At 48.0% G+C, this 16,908-nt stretch carries 15 protein-coding genes and 1 pseudogene; 10 read left to right on the top strand and 6 right to left on the bottom strand.

Going from position 1 to position 16,908, the window contains the following annotated elements; translation table 11 throughout:
* Positions 1-108: 108 nt before the first annotated feature.
* On the bottom strand, positions 109-525 hold the full coding sequence (locus tag B9T62_RS17380) for a pyridoxamine 5'-phosphate oxidase family protein (RefSeq protein WP_087916423.1): 417 nt from the start codon (positions 523-525) through the stop codon (positions 109-111).
* 100 nt (positions 526-625) lie between these two features.
* A pseudogene (locus B9T62_RS17375) lies at positions 626-954 on the bottom strand (winged helix-turn-helix transcriptional regulator).
* Between the two features lie 319 nt (positions 955-1,273).
* Between B9T62_RS17375 and B9T62_RS17370 the strand changes: the two are divergent.
* The gene (locus B9T62_RS17370; protein ID WP_087916422.1) at positions 1,274-1,633 is read left to right on the top strand and encodes a BlaI/MecI/CopY family transcriptional regulator; all 360 of its coding nucleotides are present in this window, start codon (positions 1,274-1,276) and stop codon (positions 1,631-1,633) included.
* Positions 1,634-1,659: 26 nt separating this feature from the next.
* Entirely contained in the window at positions 1,660-3,054 is a 1,395-nt protein-coding gene (locus tag B9T62_RS17365; RefSeq protein ID WP_157793871.1) for a M56 family metallopeptidase, read from the top strand.
* Positions 3,055-3,136: 82 nt separating this feature from the next.
* On the opposite strand, the gene B9T62_RS17360 is transcribed toward B9T62_RS17365, so the two are convergent.
* On the bottom strand, positions 3,137-5,002 hold the full coding sequence (locus B9T62_RS17360; protein ID WP_087916420.1) for an LTA synthase family protein: 1,866 nt from the start codon (positions 5,000-5,002) through the stop codon (positions 3,137-3,139).
* A gap of 394 nt (positions 5,003-5,396) precedes the next feature.
* On the opposite strand from B9T62_RS17360, the gene B9T62_RS17355 reads away from it, so the two are divergent.
* Entirely contained in the window at positions 5,397-5,642 is a 246-nt protein-coding gene (locus B9T62_RS17355) for a hypothetical protein (protein ID WP_087916419.1), read from the top strand.
* 162 nt (positions 5,643-5,804) lie between these two features.
* Here B9T62_RS17355 and B9T62_RS17350 read toward each other — a convergent pair whose 3' ends face one another.
* Positions 5,805-6,779, bottom strand: a complete 975-nt coding sequence (locus B9T62_RS17350; RefSeq protein ID WP_087916418.1) for a hypothetical protein — start codon at positions 6,777-6,779, stop codon at positions 5,805-5,807.
* A complete protein-coding gene (locus B9T62_RS17345) occupies positions 6,757-7,686 on the bottom strand; it encodes an AraC family transcriptional regulator (protein WP_087916417.1) in 930 nt (309 codons plus the stop codon). The genes B9T62_RS17350 and B9T62_RS17345 overlap by 23 nt, the downstream gene beginning before the upstream one ends.
* A gap of 168 nt (positions 7,687-7,854) precedes the next feature.
* On the opposite strand from B9T62_RS17345, the gene B9T62_RS17340 reads away from it, so the two are divergent.
* Genes B9T62_RS17340 through B9T62_RS17320 form a run of 5 tightly spaced genes read left to right on the top strand, consistent with a single transcriptional unit; the run spans position 7,855 to position 12,763 of the window.
* A complete protein-coding gene (locus B9T62_RS17340; protein ID WP_087916416.1) occupies positions 7,855-8,094 on the top strand; it encodes an acyl carrier protein in 240 nt (79 codons plus the stop codon).
* The gene (locus B9T62_RS17335; protein WP_087916415.1) at positions 8,094-9,428 is read left to right on the top strand and encodes an ATP-grasp domain-containing protein; all 1,335 of its coding nucleotides are present in this window, start codon (positions 8,094-8,096) and stop codon (positions 9,426-9,428) included. The genes B9T62_RS17340 and B9T62_RS17335 overlap by 1 nt, the downstream gene beginning before the upstream one ends.
* 13 nt (positions 9,429-9,441) lie before the next feature.
* Complete coding sequence (locus tag B9T62_RS17330) at positions 9,442-10,560, top strand: UDP-glucuronosyltransferase (protein WP_087916414.1); 1,119 nt, start codon at positions 9,442-9,444, stop codon at positions 10,558-10,560.
* On the top strand, positions 10,560-11,753 hold the full coding sequence (locus B9T62_RS17325) for a radical SAM/SPASM domain-containing protein (RefSeq protein WP_087916413.1): 1,194 nt from the start codon (positions 10,560-10,562) through the stop codon (positions 11,751-11,753). The genes B9T62_RS17330 and B9T62_RS17325 overlap by 1 nt, the downstream gene beginning before the upstream one ends.
* Positions 11,705-12,763, top strand: a complete 1,059-nt coding sequence (locus B9T62_RS17320; protein ID WP_342746176.1) for a Gfo/Idh/MocA family protein — start codon at positions 11,705-11,707, stop codon at positions 12,761-12,763. Before B9T62_RS17325 ends, B9T62_RS17320 begins: the two co-directional genes overlap by 49 nt.
* A 205-nt stretch (positions 12,764-12,968) precedes the next feature.
* Here the strand turns inward: B9T62_RS17320 and B9T62_RS17315 are convergent, their stop codons facing one another.
* Positions 12,969-13,721: a hypothetical protein gene (locus B9T62_RS17315; RefSeq protein WP_169834400.1), complete on the bottom strand. Its 753-nt coding sequence runs from the start codon at positions 13,719-13,721 to the stop codon at positions 12,969-12,971.
* Between the two features lie 348 nt (positions 13,722-14,069).
* On the opposite strand from B9T62_RS17315, the gene B9T62_RS17310 reads away from it, so the two are divergent.
* Both B9T62_RS17310 and B9T62_RS17305 read left to right on the top strand, forming a co-directional pair.
* Entirely contained in the window at positions 14,070-14,666 is a 597-nt protein-coding gene (locus B9T62_RS17310) for a methyltransferase domain-containing protein (RefSeq protein ID WP_157793868.1), read from the top strand.
* Positions 14,667-14,809: 143 nt separating this feature from the next.
* On the top strand, positions 14,810-16,366 hold the full coding sequence (locus B9T62_RS17305; RefSeq protein WP_087916409.1) for an ABC-F family ATP-binding cassette domain-containing protein: 1,557 nt from the start codon (positions 14,810-14,812) through the stop codon (positions 16,364-16,366).
* Positions 16,367-16,908: the final 542 nt, after the last annotated feature.

Raw genomic sequence — 16,908 nt, 5'->3', positions numbered from 1 at the left:
GGGATATTTGTGTTTGGATGGAGCTGAAAGAATACGAAAATTTAACTTTGTAGAGGTTTCCTAAGTCAGAACGTTTATTTAGTTGTTTGAGGCATGGGATGATGCTGGTTAAATGTCGAAATAGATTGAACTGAAGTTGCGATACAACCTGCCCGATTGGCTGGTGAATTGTAGCACGCAGTAATCTGGATCTGTTACCCCAAGCGGATAATACATCGTATCTCCCTTACGCCATATCATTTCTTTGGAGTGTGAATCTTCAAGGACTTCCATCGTTCCAGTCAGCATAACGCCCAAGAAATTAGTTTGGTCACAGAAATATAAGCAGGCCTTATTATTCTCTTTGAATTGCTTCACTCTCATGGAAGATGTATTAGTCGTAAAATATAAGCGATGCAGATTCTCCCGTTGGCGGGGAGCAAGCATTGCTTTTAAGTTCGGGAACCCATCACTGCTCACAGAGCCGACAAAGACGGTACTTTGACTATCTATAAGATTATTGACCATTTCATATACATTTTCCACTATTGACCACTCCTTCGTTTAAGTTACACAGGAGCAGTATACAAATTTTTGAAGCAATATAACAGTACCCACTTTTTTGTGAGTATGGTCTGCTGCCGAATTAGTTGATGAAATCATTGGCTCTAAGAAAATCTTCCATTCCGTTCTCCTGCATCAACTGGATACCCACACTCTGCATGATCACAATCGCTTCCATCAGTTTTTTGCCGCTTTCGGTCAAATAATACTCCACCTTTAAAGGGTAACCTTCATAAGTAGTCTTACCAATGATCTTGAAATCGGCAGCTCCTTCAAATGCTCAAGCAGCATCTTCTGAGTGATGCCTTCTATTTGATGTTCCAGCTCAGCAAGAGAAGCGTTATGTTTGTCCAGCTGCCATAGAATAATCGGTTTCCATTTCCCGCGTGTAATATCATGTGTCAGTTCCAATGGGCAGGTATATGAATCTCTTATTTTCAATATGATCTTCCTTCCATACAGTAATTTTAATTGGGTAGCGATAAGGATGATATTATTGATATTTTATCGTATTAGGGCGTGTGTATAAAATATAAAAATGACTGAATACGTGTTTGAATTGCGACTTTGCCCGACTCTAAGGAAATTACCTATCAGTTAGCTGTCAAATATTTTTTGAAATTCATGAAGGTGAGTGGCGGAATCAACAGGGAATTATTGACAACACATGACTACTGCAGTAGTATTAGCTCATGACTACTTCAGTAGTCAATGCGAGGGAGGCGGGTGGATGGAGATCAAATTGTTTGACTCCGAGTTAAGAGTGATGGAAATTTTATGGAGAGAAGGGATGCTGGCAGCAGGTGATCTGGCGGCGATTTTAAACCGGGAAACGGGCTGGAACAGGAACACGACCTACACGGTAATCAAAAAGCTGATCGGCAAAGGGGCAATTCGGCGAGCCGATCCGGGCTTTATATGCACAGCTCTTATTCCCAAAGAGCAGGTGCAGACGTATGAAACCAAGGAATTGATCAACAAAATGTTTGACGGCTCAGCGGAGATGTTTTTTTCGGCGTTCCTCAATGAGAAGAACCTAAGCAAAGATGACATCGACAAACTGAAAAAAATTGTGGAAAGCTTAAGCTGAGGCGGCGAAAAGTGGATATCCTCCGGATGAGTATTTCGGCGAGTGTGCTGATCGTTGTTGTTGTCCTGCTGCGGTCTGTGGCCGTCCATAAATTACCCAGGTTGTTATTCCTCGTTCTTTGGGGGATCGTGCTTGCCAGACTGTTGGTTCCAGTTTCTTTTCCCATCCTTCCGCAGTTATCCGCGCCGGCTGAAATCGTTGATTCCGCCCACAACTTGAATGCACATCCAGCGGCAGTATACCCGCTCTCAGATAAAACCGCTGTGCACACCGGGATACTGACAAATGATATTGAAGTTCCGGCAGATTCAGGCGGGTGGCTGGAGCTGGAGCCGAAGCTTCTGATAACCCTTTGGCTGGCTGGCGCTGTGCTGCTGCTTATGGCGTTATTGGTGATTTATTATAGAAGCAAAAGAGAGCTGCGGACAGCGTTGCCTTTGCAGGGGAGCCATCCCGTTATCGAAGCCTGGTTAACAAGGCATCCATTGCGGCGGACCCTCTCGATATTGACCTATGACCGGATTGATACACCGCTCACCTGCGGAGTATTGCACCCGAAGATTATTTTGCCCAAATCACTGGATACGGACAACGAGTCTGCGATGGATTATATTCTCACCCATGAATATATGCACATCAGACACTTTGATGCGGTGTGGAAATTGGCTGCGGCGGCCGCACTTTGCCTGCACTGGTTCAATCCGCTGGTTTGGCTGATGTATGTCTATCTGAACCGGGATATGGAAATGGTGTGCGATGCAAGAGTGATCAACAAAATCGGAGCCGAGCACAAGGCTGACTACGCGTTATGCCTCTTGGCAGTAGCAGAGCAGAAAGGGAGATTCACTCTCCTGTATAATGGGTTCAGCAAAAATGCGACCCGGGAAAGGATCATGTCAATCATGAAATTGAAAAAAATGACGGTATTGACGGCAGCCATTTCGCTCATTTTGGTGTTGGGAGCAGTGTCTGCATTTGCAGAGCAATCAAACGGAGAAGAAAGCAGCGTTTCCGCAGAAAGCTCTGTTGAAATGAACGCTGTGGAAAGCGATGTCAACGCGGGGCTTCATTCTGGGGCTTCGTCGGCCTCATCGGAACAAGGCGGAGCAGTGAGCGATTTTAATTATGATGCGCTTAAGGATTACATGGCCTATGGACTGACTTATGATAAAGCCAAAGACAGATTTCTGTACAATGGCAAGCATGTCCGGCTGTTCATGGATCAGGATTTTAAAAATGAAGGGAATTTCAACAAATTTTATTATGATGGGAACGGTGCGGCCGATTACAAAGTCGTCAGGGAGAAAGACAACAAGATAAGCATAATTGCAGAAGTGAATGAAAGTGAACTACAGGCTTTGGGCAAAACGTATGGATTTGCACTTAAAGACGGCGGGCTGCAATTCGAGGATATAGAATAAAGAAGTCTCTATCAGCTTGATTATACAGCCCCCTCACCTCATAGTTACGAAGTGGGGGGGCTGTGCCTATACATTGTCTGCCTTATTCATTGACTTCTCTATCCGGTAATTGTGACACATAACTGTCGGACAGGTGGAGGAGCTTCAGCGCACGATTGAATTCATCTTCTGTGGATTGAAGCGGTTTGTTGCCGTCACCGGATATTGTATAATGCTGGCCATCCTCGAACCCGCTGCCGGATAAGAACAGCTCTTCGTTATTAACGAATGATCCAGTCGGCAAATAATAACGTTGTGGCAGCAAATTGTAGGCTGTCTGATTCAATAAATCCTGCCCAAAATGAATATGGTTATCCAGAGAAACTCCTAATAAATTCGCTACAGTAGGTAGAATATCAACCTGTCCGCCTAATTGATTCTTTATGCTTGGAGACGTAATCCCCTCAGAGGCAATGATTAATGGAATATTGATCAGTTCGCGTTCCGTATATTCATGATCCAAAATTCCCTCCATCAAGGCTTTATCCTCATCTTTCAGCGAGAAAATAGGTAGTCCGCGATGATCGCCGTACAGTACGACTAAGCTGTCATCCCATACGCCGCTCTGCTTGAGTTCTTCGATAAACTGGCCAAGCGCGTAATCAGCGTAATTCTGGGCACGGATGTAATCACCAATGAACGTTCCCTCGAATCGTTCCGGTAGTAGCATTTGGTATTTGTTTTCCGGTATCGAGAACGGATTATGCGCTGACATGGAGATGACCTGTGAATAGAAAGGCTTACGGCTGTCATTCATTCGGGCCAGTTCAGCGGCTGTCTTCGAATACAGAACTTCATCGGACGCTCCATAAAATACAGTGTCGTCTTCGCCAAAAAAGGACTTGTCATAGTATTGGTTAAATCCCAGTGCCCTGTACAGCTCGCCACGGTTCCAGAAGTCAACTTCATTTGTATGGAAAGTGGCGGTGTCGTAACCTTGCCCCTGTAGCAGTTTGGGTAAGCTTGGAAGCTCTTTGGGAGCGTACATCTCCGTAGCCGGACCATTCGGCGGAACATAAAAAGAAGTGTTCACGATAAATTCGGCATCGGAGGTGTTGCCTTGCCCGACCTGCTGGAAAAAACGGGGGAAATAGGCACTGCTGTCCGCAAGCTTATTCATATTCGGTGTAATTTCATGTCCATCAATCGACAAATGAATTAAGAAGTTCTGAAAGGACTCGATTTGAATGATGATCAGATTCTTACCTTTGGCGGCTCCAAATAAAGCCGGTTCGGGCTGAGATTGAATACCTTTGGTTTGGTCAATGACGGATTGTGTAATTTCAGAGAACTCGATTTGCTCTTCCTCTTGATCCGCAAGCAGGGCGTAAGCTTCGTAATTCAGAATGCCCATTTGCTCGGCCTGGATGGTTTCATTCATACTGGCTTGGTTCGGGAAAATATTCATCATACATATTACCAACGATATACAGAACAAGGAAGCGACCAGCTTCCGGTTGCCAGGGCGTGACATGGATTTCTTCCAGGCCTGCGCTTTCTTCCGGTTGAGCATAACCAGGCTAATGATAATAATATCCAGAAAAAAAAGTATATATTGAGGGTGTATGACTGCAAAAATACTCTTTTTGACAGCTCCCACTTGCTTTGCCTGGCCAATCACCTGAGAAGTAGCAATAATGCCAAAGTGATTATGGTAGACGATCAAGGAGAAGAACAATAGGGTAATTAGTAGATTGACAAGCATGTAGATGGCAATCTTCCGTTTCGTGGCGAACCATTCAATCAGGCAGAAGATTAATAGCACAAAAGGAAGTTCTTTGAACAAGGTACTCCAGGTTGGCCCGTTATCGAACAAGTAATACCAGGCAAAATAGCTTTTCGCAAGCATAATAATAGAGAAAAACAGTATGGATCTTTTGCTGAGTGTGCGTGGAGCGTTTAACCGCATGGCTTATGCGCATCCTTTTCTTTTAATTAATTCCTTCTACTATATAAAAGGTTTCATAATCAACTATAACAGATTAACTGAAAACACTACAAAATGTCTATGTGATGTGACTGGAAAGTCATTTGGCTTTTGCTTTTAGCAATGAAAGTATAACAGATTAACCGTAAATACTACAAAAATGTCCATTCGACTGCTATTGCGATAAACAATTGCTCACTCAATTAGAAGCCGTTCCGTTAGGAGCGGCTTTGTGTTTCTACGTCCTGGGACCGAGACATAAATGGTTTCTTTGTTGTTGTTTCCAATTATCGAAGATAGATTGATAGATACACAGGGTTGCATTAACATAGGTATAGTAAAGGTTAAGAAAAGGAACATCTCAGGAGGAATATCGATGCCAAAAGAATATTCGCGTATGTATATTGAGAATGTAAAGCATGAGTTGTTAAACAGGCTCGGACTGAAGAAGGTGTATTACAAAGGACAAGCGGGTGATGATTTACTGTATGAGGCATTAGGCTTTGACCGGGGCACGGAGCATAAATTTTGCGTCAGAACCAGAACGGGAACGATTGATGAGTGGGTTGCAGGGAAATGGATGAAAGTCCGTGGCTTCACTATTAAAAGCAAAGAGCTGTAGAATCCAATTATTAAGCGTGCTGTGTATATTTATACCGGATTCCAGATAAGTAACTATATTATACAGCCTTCATGATAAAAATAAGGAGCAGACTTTACAACGTAACCTGCTCCTTATTTTACTATTTTTGAGATATCCATTACACATTTCTGCCTTAAAGGCTTAAACCTTATTCACCAATTGCACCAACTCAAGCAGCAGTTGTTCTTCCGAATGGATGATTTCAAGCATTTTCTTATGGATTTTGCCACGTTGTGCCGGTTTGCTCCCCCGACTCATCACCTTTATCATAAATTGATTCACTATATTCCACATCTCTCCGGCAATCCGGTAGCCCTCGGCAATCCGGGTAAGCTCAGGCACTTCTTGATCAGCGGAAATGGCATGCAGGAAGAGGCTGTACCTTATCCGGGTGATCGGAAGGGTGTTAGCTGCCAGCAGGAAATAGGTACTATATTCCACGGGATTCTCTGCGACTATTCCTGTCTGGAGATAGGCATCGGCATAGGCTCTGAGATGCTCCGCAACCTGGAGCGGCTGCACTTCATGATCTTGATTCAGCAGCGTATGCTCAAGGGCAAGGCGCCATTGACCAAGGGGACGCGACGGCTCACACTGGCTGAACTCTGCGAAGAAATGGCAAGCAGACTCCCATTCATCGAAATTCACCGCTTCCAGGGGTCTGCCGTAGTAGCCATCCATTAAATAAATCTTTCGGCTTAAACGATCGACTCCTACAGCCAGACAGGCGTGTGAAGTATGCAGCTTACGGTAGGCCAGACACCAGGGACAGCTATAAGAATCGAACCCCACCAGAACAGGCATGCCGCCAGCAAGCCGTTTCTCCAGCATATCCAGCAGAAAAGACTTGTCCATGGCCGGCTCTTCCCGGTTCACATATGTGAAATTTATCCCATGATAAGCCGCAAGATACTCCTTGCTGATTCGCGGAGTAGATACCCGGTCGATGATTGGCTGGTCTGGAGGCTGTTGTTCCTTGAAGGAGAACTGCCAGGCATTGCCGTACATGCACTTGCTGTCTGTGCCGAGCCATTCGGCCACTGATTGGATACAATCATCAATACAGCTGCGGAGCGTAGGGTAAGGAGTGCTTTTAACGGGCAGGATGTTCAGCATAACTTATCATCTCCCTGACAGTTGTGGAGTGGCTGTGCCCCCAATTGCGGTAATTCCCCGGCGTCATCCCGCTGTATTCGCGGAACAATCGGTAGAAGTATTTCATATCTCCAATCCCGACCTCAAGCGCAATCTTCTGAATGCCAAGGTCCGTAAACATCAGCAGGGCACAGCTGTATTTCATACGGATTTCCTGAAACACCTGGATATAGGACTTGCCGGTCTTCAGCTTGAACAGTCTTTGAAATTGGCGCGAGCTCATGGAAATATAGCGGCTGATCTCCTTCAACGAGATTCTCCGCTTGAAATTGCTGACCATATATAGAATTACATCATGCAGCGGATCATCTGCCTGCTGTAACTGGTCTGTGAAAGGAACTCCCGCACAAGGCTCCACAATCCTTAGAAGCTCCAATAATAAGGGATACAGCCGCAGTGGGTCTGCCGATGTGTTGTTATGTAGATCCTGCATGCGGCGGAACAAGACCGCCAGTTCCATTCCCTGCTCGCGGTATCCGAACCAGGACTTCTGTTCTTCCAGCAGCCGCAACCGGCGTTGCTGTTCTTCATTGAACGGTCCCGTGAAGTGCGCCAGCAATGCGGAGGGAAGTTTGAACACCTCGGGACTCAGCATACAGTTCAGGATTCGCAGTGGCTGTGTTCCACTCAGATCCAGGGGCTGAAACACATGGGACACCCCGGGCGGGATGACAAACAGATCGCCCTTCGCAACCCGTATTTTGTCCCCGTCAATAAGCTGGATGCCTTCTCCCTTAAGCACATAAGCAATCTCCATGAAATCATGCTGGTGGAGAACAGATGTGAGCGATTCTTCGGTCAGCAGTACTTGAACCGGTGAATTTGTGTCAAATAGATATTCCCCAGCAACTACCGGAAAAACTTCCATAGACGAACCTCCGTTTCAGCCAGAAATAGAAGAATAAGTAAGATCATAGCCTGGAATCCACCCTAGTATAACTGAATATTTTGGCGTATTCAACCATATATTAACAAGTTAAAATTTGGTATATTCTATTCAATCATTCCGAGTAAGCACACAGAAAGGGGTATACACATGAAGCAAAAAGTTATTGAAATCATAGCGGAAATCAAGGAGGACCCCGCGCTGTTGCAAACGCTGGACGGCACCTCCGATTTGACGATTGACGCTGCCCTGGATTCACTCCAGATTATTAATTTTATTCTAAGGATCGAAGATGAGTTTAATGTCGAAGTTGATTTCGATACCTTTGACCTGGAACATTTGAAATCGGTGGACAGTTTCACAGGTTATGTTGCCGGACTTGCCGGATAATGAAGACTACGGTGCATTGCGGCAGCTTTGAGTCGGAACGGTACTGGCGGGAGAAAGACCTCGCCGCGCTGCCTTCCATCCCCGATCTGAGCGGGATGTCCATTGTACAGGCTATGGATGAAATGCTGTTTGTATTCTGCGGCAGCGGCGATGTTCTGCTGACCCGTTACGGCATGAACAGAGCGCAGGTCGATTATTTGCATTCTCTCGGATACGCATTCACTACCAATTTCGATCCGATGACATTGAAAGAAGAAGGCGCTGCGCAGGAGAGCCTGAATGTATTTGAGCTACTGGACAGACTGGACCCGGAAGGCCCATCAGCCCGGCTGATTCCCGGGGGAGCGTCGCTTTCCCCTTTTGCCGTACTTCCCGGAACACACGATGCGCTAAGGCGCTACCGCCTTCTGCCAGAACTGCCAGACGAGCAGACGGTACGCAAAGTGAACACCAAATCCTACTCGATTGCGATGCGGGACCGTTTATCTCTGCCGAACGTAGGGTTAGTGGTTGACAGTGTCCATGAATTGCTGCATACCGGGCTGCTGCTGCTGGAGAAGGGCCCATTCCTGATCAAGGATGAGTATGGCGTTTCCGGCAAAGGAAACCAACTGGTAGATTCCGAGCGGACCCTGCGCAGAATTGCCGGGTATCTGGAATCCGGCAGGAATAAGGAGAAGCGAATCCGCTTTGTGCTGGAGCTGCTGCTGGACCGCGAAATGGATTTCTCCTGTCAATTTCACATTGAGCAAGCCGGTGCAATCTCCATTTTGTCTGTGCAACAACTGGTAAACAATGGATTTTCCTTCGGAGAATCACAGTCTCCCGACAAAGCGCTGCTGGATAGGCTGGAGCGGGAGAATTATTGTGAAATCATGCACAGTATAGGGAGAAATCTCTACGAGGATGGCTATTATGGCGACGTTTGTGTGGATTCGATGCTGCTTCGCGACGGGTCAATCGCACCTCTGGTAGAGATTAACGCCCGGAAATCGATGAGTCTGATCAAGCACAGCGTAGACCGGTATCTGAACCGGGAAGACATCCATACCGTTCTGATCCAGGTTCCGCTGGTTTCTATGGGGGAAGCCCGTTATGAAGTGCTGCTGCGGCATTTGGAGCAGGCGGATATTCTGTTCGGCGCGGGAAATGGGGAAGGCGTGATTCCTTTAACTTCGGGTACGCTTTATCCGCCGGGCAAGGAACGCCCCTCAGGCTCCAAAGGCAAGCTGTATGCGGCACTCGCTTACCGCGATGCTGCGCATAAGCAGGAGCTGTCGGTCAAGTTGGACGAGGTGCTGCAAAGCAGCGGATATACTAGTTTACGGAAATGAAAGGAAGCAGCTAATGAGGGATACAGTGACAATTCTATGTTCTGGCTTTGGGTTGGGCTTCTATGTTCCCGGTCTGCTGGTTGAACGGGCGCTGAAGGCTTTGGGAATCAAGGCGGAGGTGGAGGTCTTCGAAAGCTTAATGTCTGAGGATAAGAAGAAGACGACAGATGACAGCCGCAAAGCCTACAGGGAGAATTTTGCCGTGGCGCTGACTTCGCAAAAAATACCGTGGGACATCCGAAACAGCCTTGATCCCACCGGAGTCAAAGTGTTATTTGAACGTTGGCGCGGGGAAGGAAGACAGCATTTCATTACACTCTCCGGACACTGGGTTCATGTGCTGGATATGTACCGGGAGAAGGCTGCTTATGAAGTCATGGCCGATTTGCTCTACATTGATGCGGACCCTTCTCCTTCCTGGAAGAACCTCTGCAAGCTGAACCCCGGATATGCGCAGGGCTACTATGAAATGAATATGTATGACCGTGTGAAGCGGGAGGTGCTGTGCAGAATTGAAACGGGTATCGAGCCGCTGCCTGTGCCAGCAAGGAATGGCCGATTGGTTGTGCATGGCGGAGGTTGGGGAATCGGAACATTCCGTGAAAAATTCGCTGAGCTGGAGGCGGCGGGCTACTTGCTTGATATAGCCGCTTACAGCAATGAGGAGATTGGCGAGGAAATTCACGGAAGACACTACTATATGAATGATCCGCAGTGGCGGACATGGCTCCGTGACAGCGGCGGACAATACACTTTCCCTCCCTTTGCCAAGGTAAGCGCCAGTGGGGAGAACCGTTTCCCACCTTGTCAGCACTATCAAGAAGGCATGTATGGTGTCATCCGCCAGGCCTCGGCAGTCATCAGTAAGCCGGGTGGAGGTGCCTTGGTTGATTCACTGTCTTCTGGGACTCCGCTCGTGCTGCTGGACCCGTTCGGTCCCCATGAGAAAATCAACAGCGATCTCTGGGTCGAGCTTGGCTTCGGTATCCGTTATGACCAGTGGAAGCAGGCCGGCTTTGACCGTGAGCTGCTGCGGAGGTTATCTGAGAACATCCTGACATCCAGAGAGCGGTATCCTGATTATGCCAAGAGCTATGCAGAACGTCTGTATGCAGCAGAAAGGAGAAGCTAATGCAACCAAGCAGCAGAGTGGCGCTGGACGCCAAGTCCTTCGAAGCGCTGAAACGCACCATCAAGAATGTAGTCGTTCCTCATAGAGAGCGGAAGCTTGATCCAGGCTTCAAGACGGTGATGCCGGAAATTATGTCGCTCAAGCTGACCAACCGTTGTAATCTTCGTTGCAAGCATTGCTATCAGTGGAATGAATCCGGCTACCACCATGATATGGACAAGGCCGAGCAGAATCTCGACATGAGGCTGGACATGATCCGCGAATTGCTAGAGGAGACCGATGAAGCACAGTCCAGGTTGTATTTGTGGGGCGGAGAGCCGCTGTTTCACCGCGATACACAGCAAATTCTGGAGCTTCTCAAGGCGCACCCTAGAGATACAACAATTTGTACCAATGCCTATCTGATCACTAAATATGAAGAGGAGCTGTGTGCGATCTCGGACAATCTGGAACTGCTGATTCCGATTGAGGGTTTCGAGGAAGAACATGATTTCCTGCGGGGTAAAGGCTCTTTTCAAAAAGTGGTCGAGAATGTGGACCGGCTGCTCGCCCTGCGGGAGCAAGGCAAGTTCAGAGGCAGAATATCGGTGCATAATGTGATCAATGACAATATGATTGGCAGGCTGTACGAACTGGTGGAATTCTTCGAGCAAAAGGGTGTCGATCTGGTGCTGCTCTGCTTCCCCTGGTATATATCCACTGAGACCAGTCTGGAAATGGACCGGTTCTATGACGAGCACTTCCAGTGGCTTGCCGAGCTAAGCCCGGACCACCGCAGCAGTTGGCATGCCTTCAAGTATCATATCAAACCCGGCAATGTGGCCAGGCTGACGGAAGACCTGAAACGGATCAATGCCCACACCTGGAATAATACCCGCATCCGTTACCAGCCGGGACTGGACTTCGATGAGATTGAGGATTTCGTGGCCGGCAAGCCGATGGCGTCCCGCAGCACCTCGAAATGTCTGGCGCTCAGCACCCGGGTCGATATTGCCCCGAATGGCAGTGTCAGCGCCTGCAAGTTTTTTTCTGAACTGTCCATCGGCAATGTGAACGAGCAATCCCTGACGGATATTTGGAACTCCGAGCGTTATGACCGGCTGCGGCGGATTCTGGATGAAGGGTTGTCCCCGGCCTGTTCCAAATGCAATGTGCTGTATCTGAATACCTATTCGGCACTGACACATGTATGAGGACTGAAGGTGGGACACACACTTACAGGCTAGGAATTCTCGGTGCTTCGAATATTGTGAGGGCTGCCCTGCTGGAACCGGCTCGATATGTTGATGTAATTACCTTGTCCGCTATTGCCAACCGCACCCCAGAGAAGGCCGCGGAACTAGCCCACGCGTACAACATACCCCAAGTTGCAGGCAGTCTTGAGGAGTTGCTGGAAATGAAGGAGCTGGATGCGGTATATATCGCCCTCAGCAACGACCTTCATGCCGAGTGGGCTCTCAAGGCACTGGCGGCCGGCAAACATGTGCTGGTTGAGAAGCCGATTGCCTTGACTCCCGCAGAGGCGGAACAGTTGAGACAGGCTTCGGCACAGCCAGCAGCCCCGAAGCTTGTCGAAGGCCTGATGGTGGCCCATCATCCTTGGCAGCAGGCGCTCAGATCCATGATTGATTCAGGTCAATACGGCCAGCTGCGCAGCCTGAAGACCCGCATAACCATTCCTGCCAAGGACAAGCATTCCGGGAATTACCGCAGCGTCAAGCAGAAAGGCGGGGGTGCCTTTGCCGACCTGGGCTGCTACTGGCTACAGTTCCTGGAGAACGCAGTAGGGCTTCAGTATGTGCTATCCTCCGGCCAGTCGCAATTTGACGGTCCGGATGGCTGCGACTGGACCTTTCAGGCTGCGCTTAAGTATGACAGCGGGCTGGACGCGGAATGTCTGATCTCCTTTGAGCTGCCTTACCGCGCCTCGCATACCCTGTATTTTGATCAGACGGTGCTGACGGTACCCGATTTCTTACGGCCGCTCAAAGGGTTCTATCCCATGAAAATACGCCATGATCTGCCGGATGACCGCAGTACAGTTCACGATTTTGAGCCGATGAATTATTACGTGAACCAGCTTCAAGCTTTTGCTAAAATCATGGACGGGACCCGTGAAGCTGGACTTGAGCGTTCCTTGGAACGGGTGACTCTTCAAGCGCGAATTGTGGCTGTGGCCGAACAGGCCTGGAGCTATAAGTAAACAAGTAGAAACGGCTTCGCCGTCCTCTGCAAAGCGTATGCTTCCGAAGCAGCGATACTACGTATCGCTTTCAGGTATCCATTTCTGCGAGAAATATAAGACTGATTTATGGCGTAAAACATATAAATTCTTATATTTTAAAAAAACAGTCTGCATCCGGTGCCAGAACTGCTGGTCTAGGGATCAGGCTGTTTTTTTGTGCGGATTAACGGTCTGACAAGGGAGGCGGCTGATCCATCCAGTTGCGCTCATTGTTCTGTACATAAATCCCCAGCGCCTGCTCAAAGGAAAGCCCGGGGTTGTGGAAAGAGAGCATCATCGCAGCAAACCGCGTGCTTTTATTGGCACTCGGATTCAGCAGAAGCTCTGTAGCACGCTGTTTGAAATCCTCCGGTTTGTGAGGCGCGGTCTCGACCGTATCGAGCAAGGCCTTGTGGCTGGGGAAGAGCATGCGGTTATAGGCCAGGATCATCCGGCCGCTGTATAATACCAGATTGCTTACCGTATGCGCCATTAGATAGGCATCGTTATTCTTGGCGGCTTCCTTGGCGAAATAAAAAGCATACAAATGAATCTGCGCGCTGAAGTCCCGCAAATTGCGCTCACGGTTCTCCTCGGGATAAATGGCGATTCGGGCTACAAGATGCTCCAGTTCAGGTATTCTAGAGAAAAGCACTTGCGAACCGGTAAACGCATACCGTGTCGCCTCGTTACCCCGCTCAGCGGCCAGTTCCAGAAAGCGGAGATTAATCACCTTCACATCCACGTAACCGCCTTCATAAGTGCTGGCCTCCCGGTCCACATAAGACAGTCTGTTGTTACTTGCATACTCTTCGTAGGATTCATCGGTTACCAGCAGATGGACATCCACATCGGAAGTTTCCTTCGCCCGGTCCTGGGCAACAGACCCAGAGGTGATAACCGCCAGACATGAAGCGTCAACTTTCAGCTTGTTCACGAAATTCTCCATTGTCTGTCTATGGTGCTCTAACATCAGGTTCATTCCTCTCTATAGTGTCCTTGCTCTATTAAGAGTAACGATTACCTCGCTCAGCGGCTATGGTCAATGTAGACATCTATTAACCCCAACATCAGTATATGAGAAGTAACACCCAACAACTCTACGTAGGGTATTCCATCGATTACATTTACTTTACATAATGCAGTAGAGAAAATATCCGGCATTTCCCCGATTTCCCGCAGTGATTTATTGAGAAATTGAGCTATAATGAGTCATTGAGCTATGTGTAGAATAATGCAAAATGTTTCCAATGGTCCGGAAGAAGCTGAATGGGAGATGTTTATTATGGACGATACTAAACTTTTGGATTTTTACTTGAATATGTATAGCTCGGAGGCTGCGCCTTGGAATTTGTCTCCTCAATCGCTTTACATTCAGATGGAGATTAGAGATTGGTTTTCGAAAGAAATTAAACTTCCTAGTAAATCGTTGGTATGCAATATTGGTATTGGTGTAGGTGATTGGGACGAGTACTTAGGGTATTATCTCAATGGCAACGGGATAATCACAAGTATTGATATCGATGAGGACATTTGTACAACATTTCTGTATAGACAAAGCAGGGAAGGGCATCCAAACCCGTCAAAGGTTGTTTGTGAAGACTTTTTAAAGACAACCTTACCGGAGCATCACTTTGATTTGGTTACAATAATTGGTAGCACTTTAGGCGAAATTGGGGATTTTGACAAAACATTTGATAATATAGTAAAGATCTTGAAACCGAATGGGAAGTTATTTCATGCTGGCTTTAAGCATCATTATCCCCAATCACAATTTGAGAATTACATTATGAGAAATGGGGCAATGGTTGTGAAAAAAAAGGAAAAATTTGATCGTTTCCCAAGTGTGGAATTTTATACATATTTGGTGGAGAAGATCTAGTCTTAAGGTGACATTTGAATAGAATATCAATCAGACGGGGTTGTGGCAAGAAGTGTGATTTTTTTAAAACCCATCTGGAGTTGTGACGCTTTAGCCTTTATAATATGACGAGTATACAGTATAAAGGAAAAGGTGTTTAATTCATGAGCATATTAAATGTAGAACGGCTGAGTCACGGGTTTGGAGACCGCGCGATCTTTACCGATGTATCCTTCCGCCTGCTAAAGGGCGAACATATCGGTCTGATCGGCGCCAACGGTGAAGGTAAATCCACCTTCATGAATATCATTACGGGCAAGCTACAGCCGGACGAAGGTAAAGTCGAATGGGCGAAACGTATGCGCGCAGGCTATCTGGACCAGCATGCGGTACTGACGAAGGGACAATCGATTCGTGATGTTCTGCGTGGGGCATTTCAATATCTGTTCGATATGGAACAAGAGATGAACGACATGTACGGCAGAATGGGCGAGGTGTCCCCGGAGGAATTGGAGCAAATGCTGGAGGATGTCGGAACCATTCAGGACACGCTGACGAGCCAGGATTTCTATATGATCGACGCCAAAATCGACGAAACCGCCCGCGGGCTGGGACTTACGGACATCGGTTTGGATAAGGACGTCAATGATCTCAGCGGTGGTCAGCGGACCAAGGTGCTGCTGGCCAAACTGCTGCTGGAGAAACCGGACATTCTGCTGCTTGACGAACCTACGAACTATCTCGACGAGCAGCACATCGTATGGCTGAAGCGATATCTGCAGGATTACAAGAATGCCTTCATTCTGATTTCGCATGACATTCCGTTCCTGAACAGCGTCATTAACCTGATCTACCATATGGAGAATCAGTCGTTGACGCGTTATGTGGGGGATTACGAATATTTCCAGCAGGTGTATGAGGCGAAGAAGTCGCAGCTTGAATCTGCGTTTAAGCGCCAGCAGCAGGAAATCGCGGATCTGAAGGATTTCGTTGCGCGGAACAAGGCCAGCGTGGCTACGCGTAATATGGCGATGTCCCGCCAGAAGAAGCTGGACAAGATGGAGGTTATCGAACTCGCCAGGGATAAACCGAAACCGCAGTTCAACTTCAAGGACGCGCGCACTTCCGGCAAGCTGATCTTCGAAACCAAGGATCTTGTGATCGGCTACGATTCGCCATTATCCAGACCGCTGGACCTCCGCATGGAGCGGGGGCAAAAAATTGCACTCGTCGGTGCGAACGGGATCGGTAAGACGACGCTGCTGCGCAGCATTCTCGGCCAGATCCCAGCGATTGGCGGTTCGGTCAAGCTTGGAGACCTGCTGGAAATCGGCTATTTCGAGCAGGAAATGAAGGGATCGAACTACAACACCTGTATTGAAGAGATTTGGACAGAGTTCCCGTCCTATACGCAGTTTGAAATTCGGGCTGCGCTTGCCAAATGCGGTCTAACGACCAAGCATATCGAGAGCAAGATCACGGTCTTAAGCGGCGGCGAGAAAGCCAAAGTCCGCTTGTGCAAGCTGATTAACCGCGAGACGAATCTGCTTGTACTGGACGAGCCGACCAACCATCTCGACGTGGATGCGAAGGACGAGCTGCAGCGTGCACTCAAATCCTATAAAGGCAGCATCCTGCTGATTTCCCATGAACCTGAATTTTACCGTGATATCGTGACCGAAACGTGGAACTGTGAATCGTGGACGACCAAGGTATTCTAAACGGCAGACTATAGCGACAGGTCTGGACAATGCCCGTAGGACGGAAGCTTGAATCCAAGCGGCCCTCTTGCGGGCTATTCGTTGTCCTTCGGCATTCTTGTAGCATACATAGTTCGCTGGTTGATCCCCTCTAGAATCATCAGGTGTATCTAATGCAGGGACGGGGACCCTGCCAGCTCATTTTGGTAGAGAACGACCCGTGTGAACCGGAGCAATAGTCCAGTCCGTAATCTCCGGGCTGGGTCTAAAAGAAGACACTATAGAACGTGAACTTAAGAATGTTACTCCCCCACCCGAACTTCAGGTAACCTACGTCCTAACGGACCGTATAGCTCCTATTTCCTCATTTCTGCGCTGGTTTGGAAACTAACGGACCGCATAGCCTCTATATCGGAAAAACAGGCCTTACCTAGTGGGTTTCGGCTTGAATAGGGGCTCCTGAGTCCGTTAGAGCTGCAAAACAGCCTTTGTACAGCAAATAGGGGCTCCTGAGTCCGTTAATAGTCTGAAAGTTAATCGCTGGTTACCGGCGACGGCCTTCC

This window comes from Paenibacillus donghaensis (assembly GCF_002192415.1).
GTDB lineage: Bacteria > Bacillota > Bacilli > Paenibacillales > Paenibacillaceae > Paenibacillus_AQ > Paenibacillus_AQ donghaensis.
Note: the sequence above shows the minus strand (reverse complement) of the source record. Positions and strands in the feature narration are given on the sequence as shown.

Bases quoted from the DNA above. Each gene is read 5' to 3' on its own strand.
- B9T62_RS17330 (WP_087916414.1), top strand. From the start codon at position 9,442: ATGAGGGATACAGTGACAATTCTATGTTCTGGCTTTGGGTTGGGCTTC.
- B9T62_RS17305 (WP_087916409.1), top strand. From the start codon at position 14,810: ATGAGCATATTAAATGTAGAACGGCTGAGTCACGGGTTTGGAGACCGC.
- B9T62_RS17360 (WP_087916420.1), bottom strand. From the start codon at position 5,002: ATGCGGTTAAACGCTCCACGCACACTCAGCAAAAGATCCATACTGTTT.
- B9T62_RS17320 (WP_342746176.1), top strand. From the start codon at position 11,705: ATGCAATGTGCTGTATCTGAATACCTATTCGGCACTGACACATGTATG.
- B9T62_RS17310 (WP_157793868.1), top strand. From the start codon at position 14,070: ATGGACGATACTAAACTTTTGGATTTTTACTTGAATATGTATAGCTCG.
- B9T62_RS17365 (WP_157793871.1), top strand. From the start codon at position 1,660: ATGAGTATTTCGGCGAGTGTGCTGATCGTTGTTGTTGTCCTGCTGCGG.
- B9T62_RS17340 (WP_087916416.1), top strand. From the start codon at position 7,855: ATGAAGCAAAAAGTTATTGAAATCATAGCGGAAATCAAGGAGGACCCC.
- B9T62_RS17335 (WP_087916415.1), top strand. From the start codon at position 8,094: ATGAAGACTACGGTGCATTGCGGCAGCTTTGAGTCGGAACGGTACTGG.
- B9T62_RS17350 (WP_087916418.1), bottom strand. From the start codon at position 6,779: ATGCTGAACATCCTGCCCGTTAAAAGCACTCCTTACCCTACGCTCCGC.
- B9T62_RS17325 (WP_087916413.1), top strand. From the start codon at position 10,560: ATGCAACCAAGCAGCAGAGTGGCGCTGGACGCCAAGTCCTTCGAAGCG.
- B9T62_RS17355 (WP_087916419.1), top strand. From the start codon at position 5,397: ATGCCAAAAGAATATTCGCGTATGTATATTGAGAATGTAAAGCATGAG.
- B9T62_RS17370 (WP_087916422.1), top strand. From the start codon at position 1,274: ATGGAGATCAAATTGTTTGACTCCGAGTTAAGAGTGATGGAAATTTTA.
- B9T62_RS17345 (WP_087916417.1), bottom strand. From the start codon at position 7,686: ATGGAAGTTTTTCCGGTAGTTGCTGGGGAATATCTATTTGACACAAAT.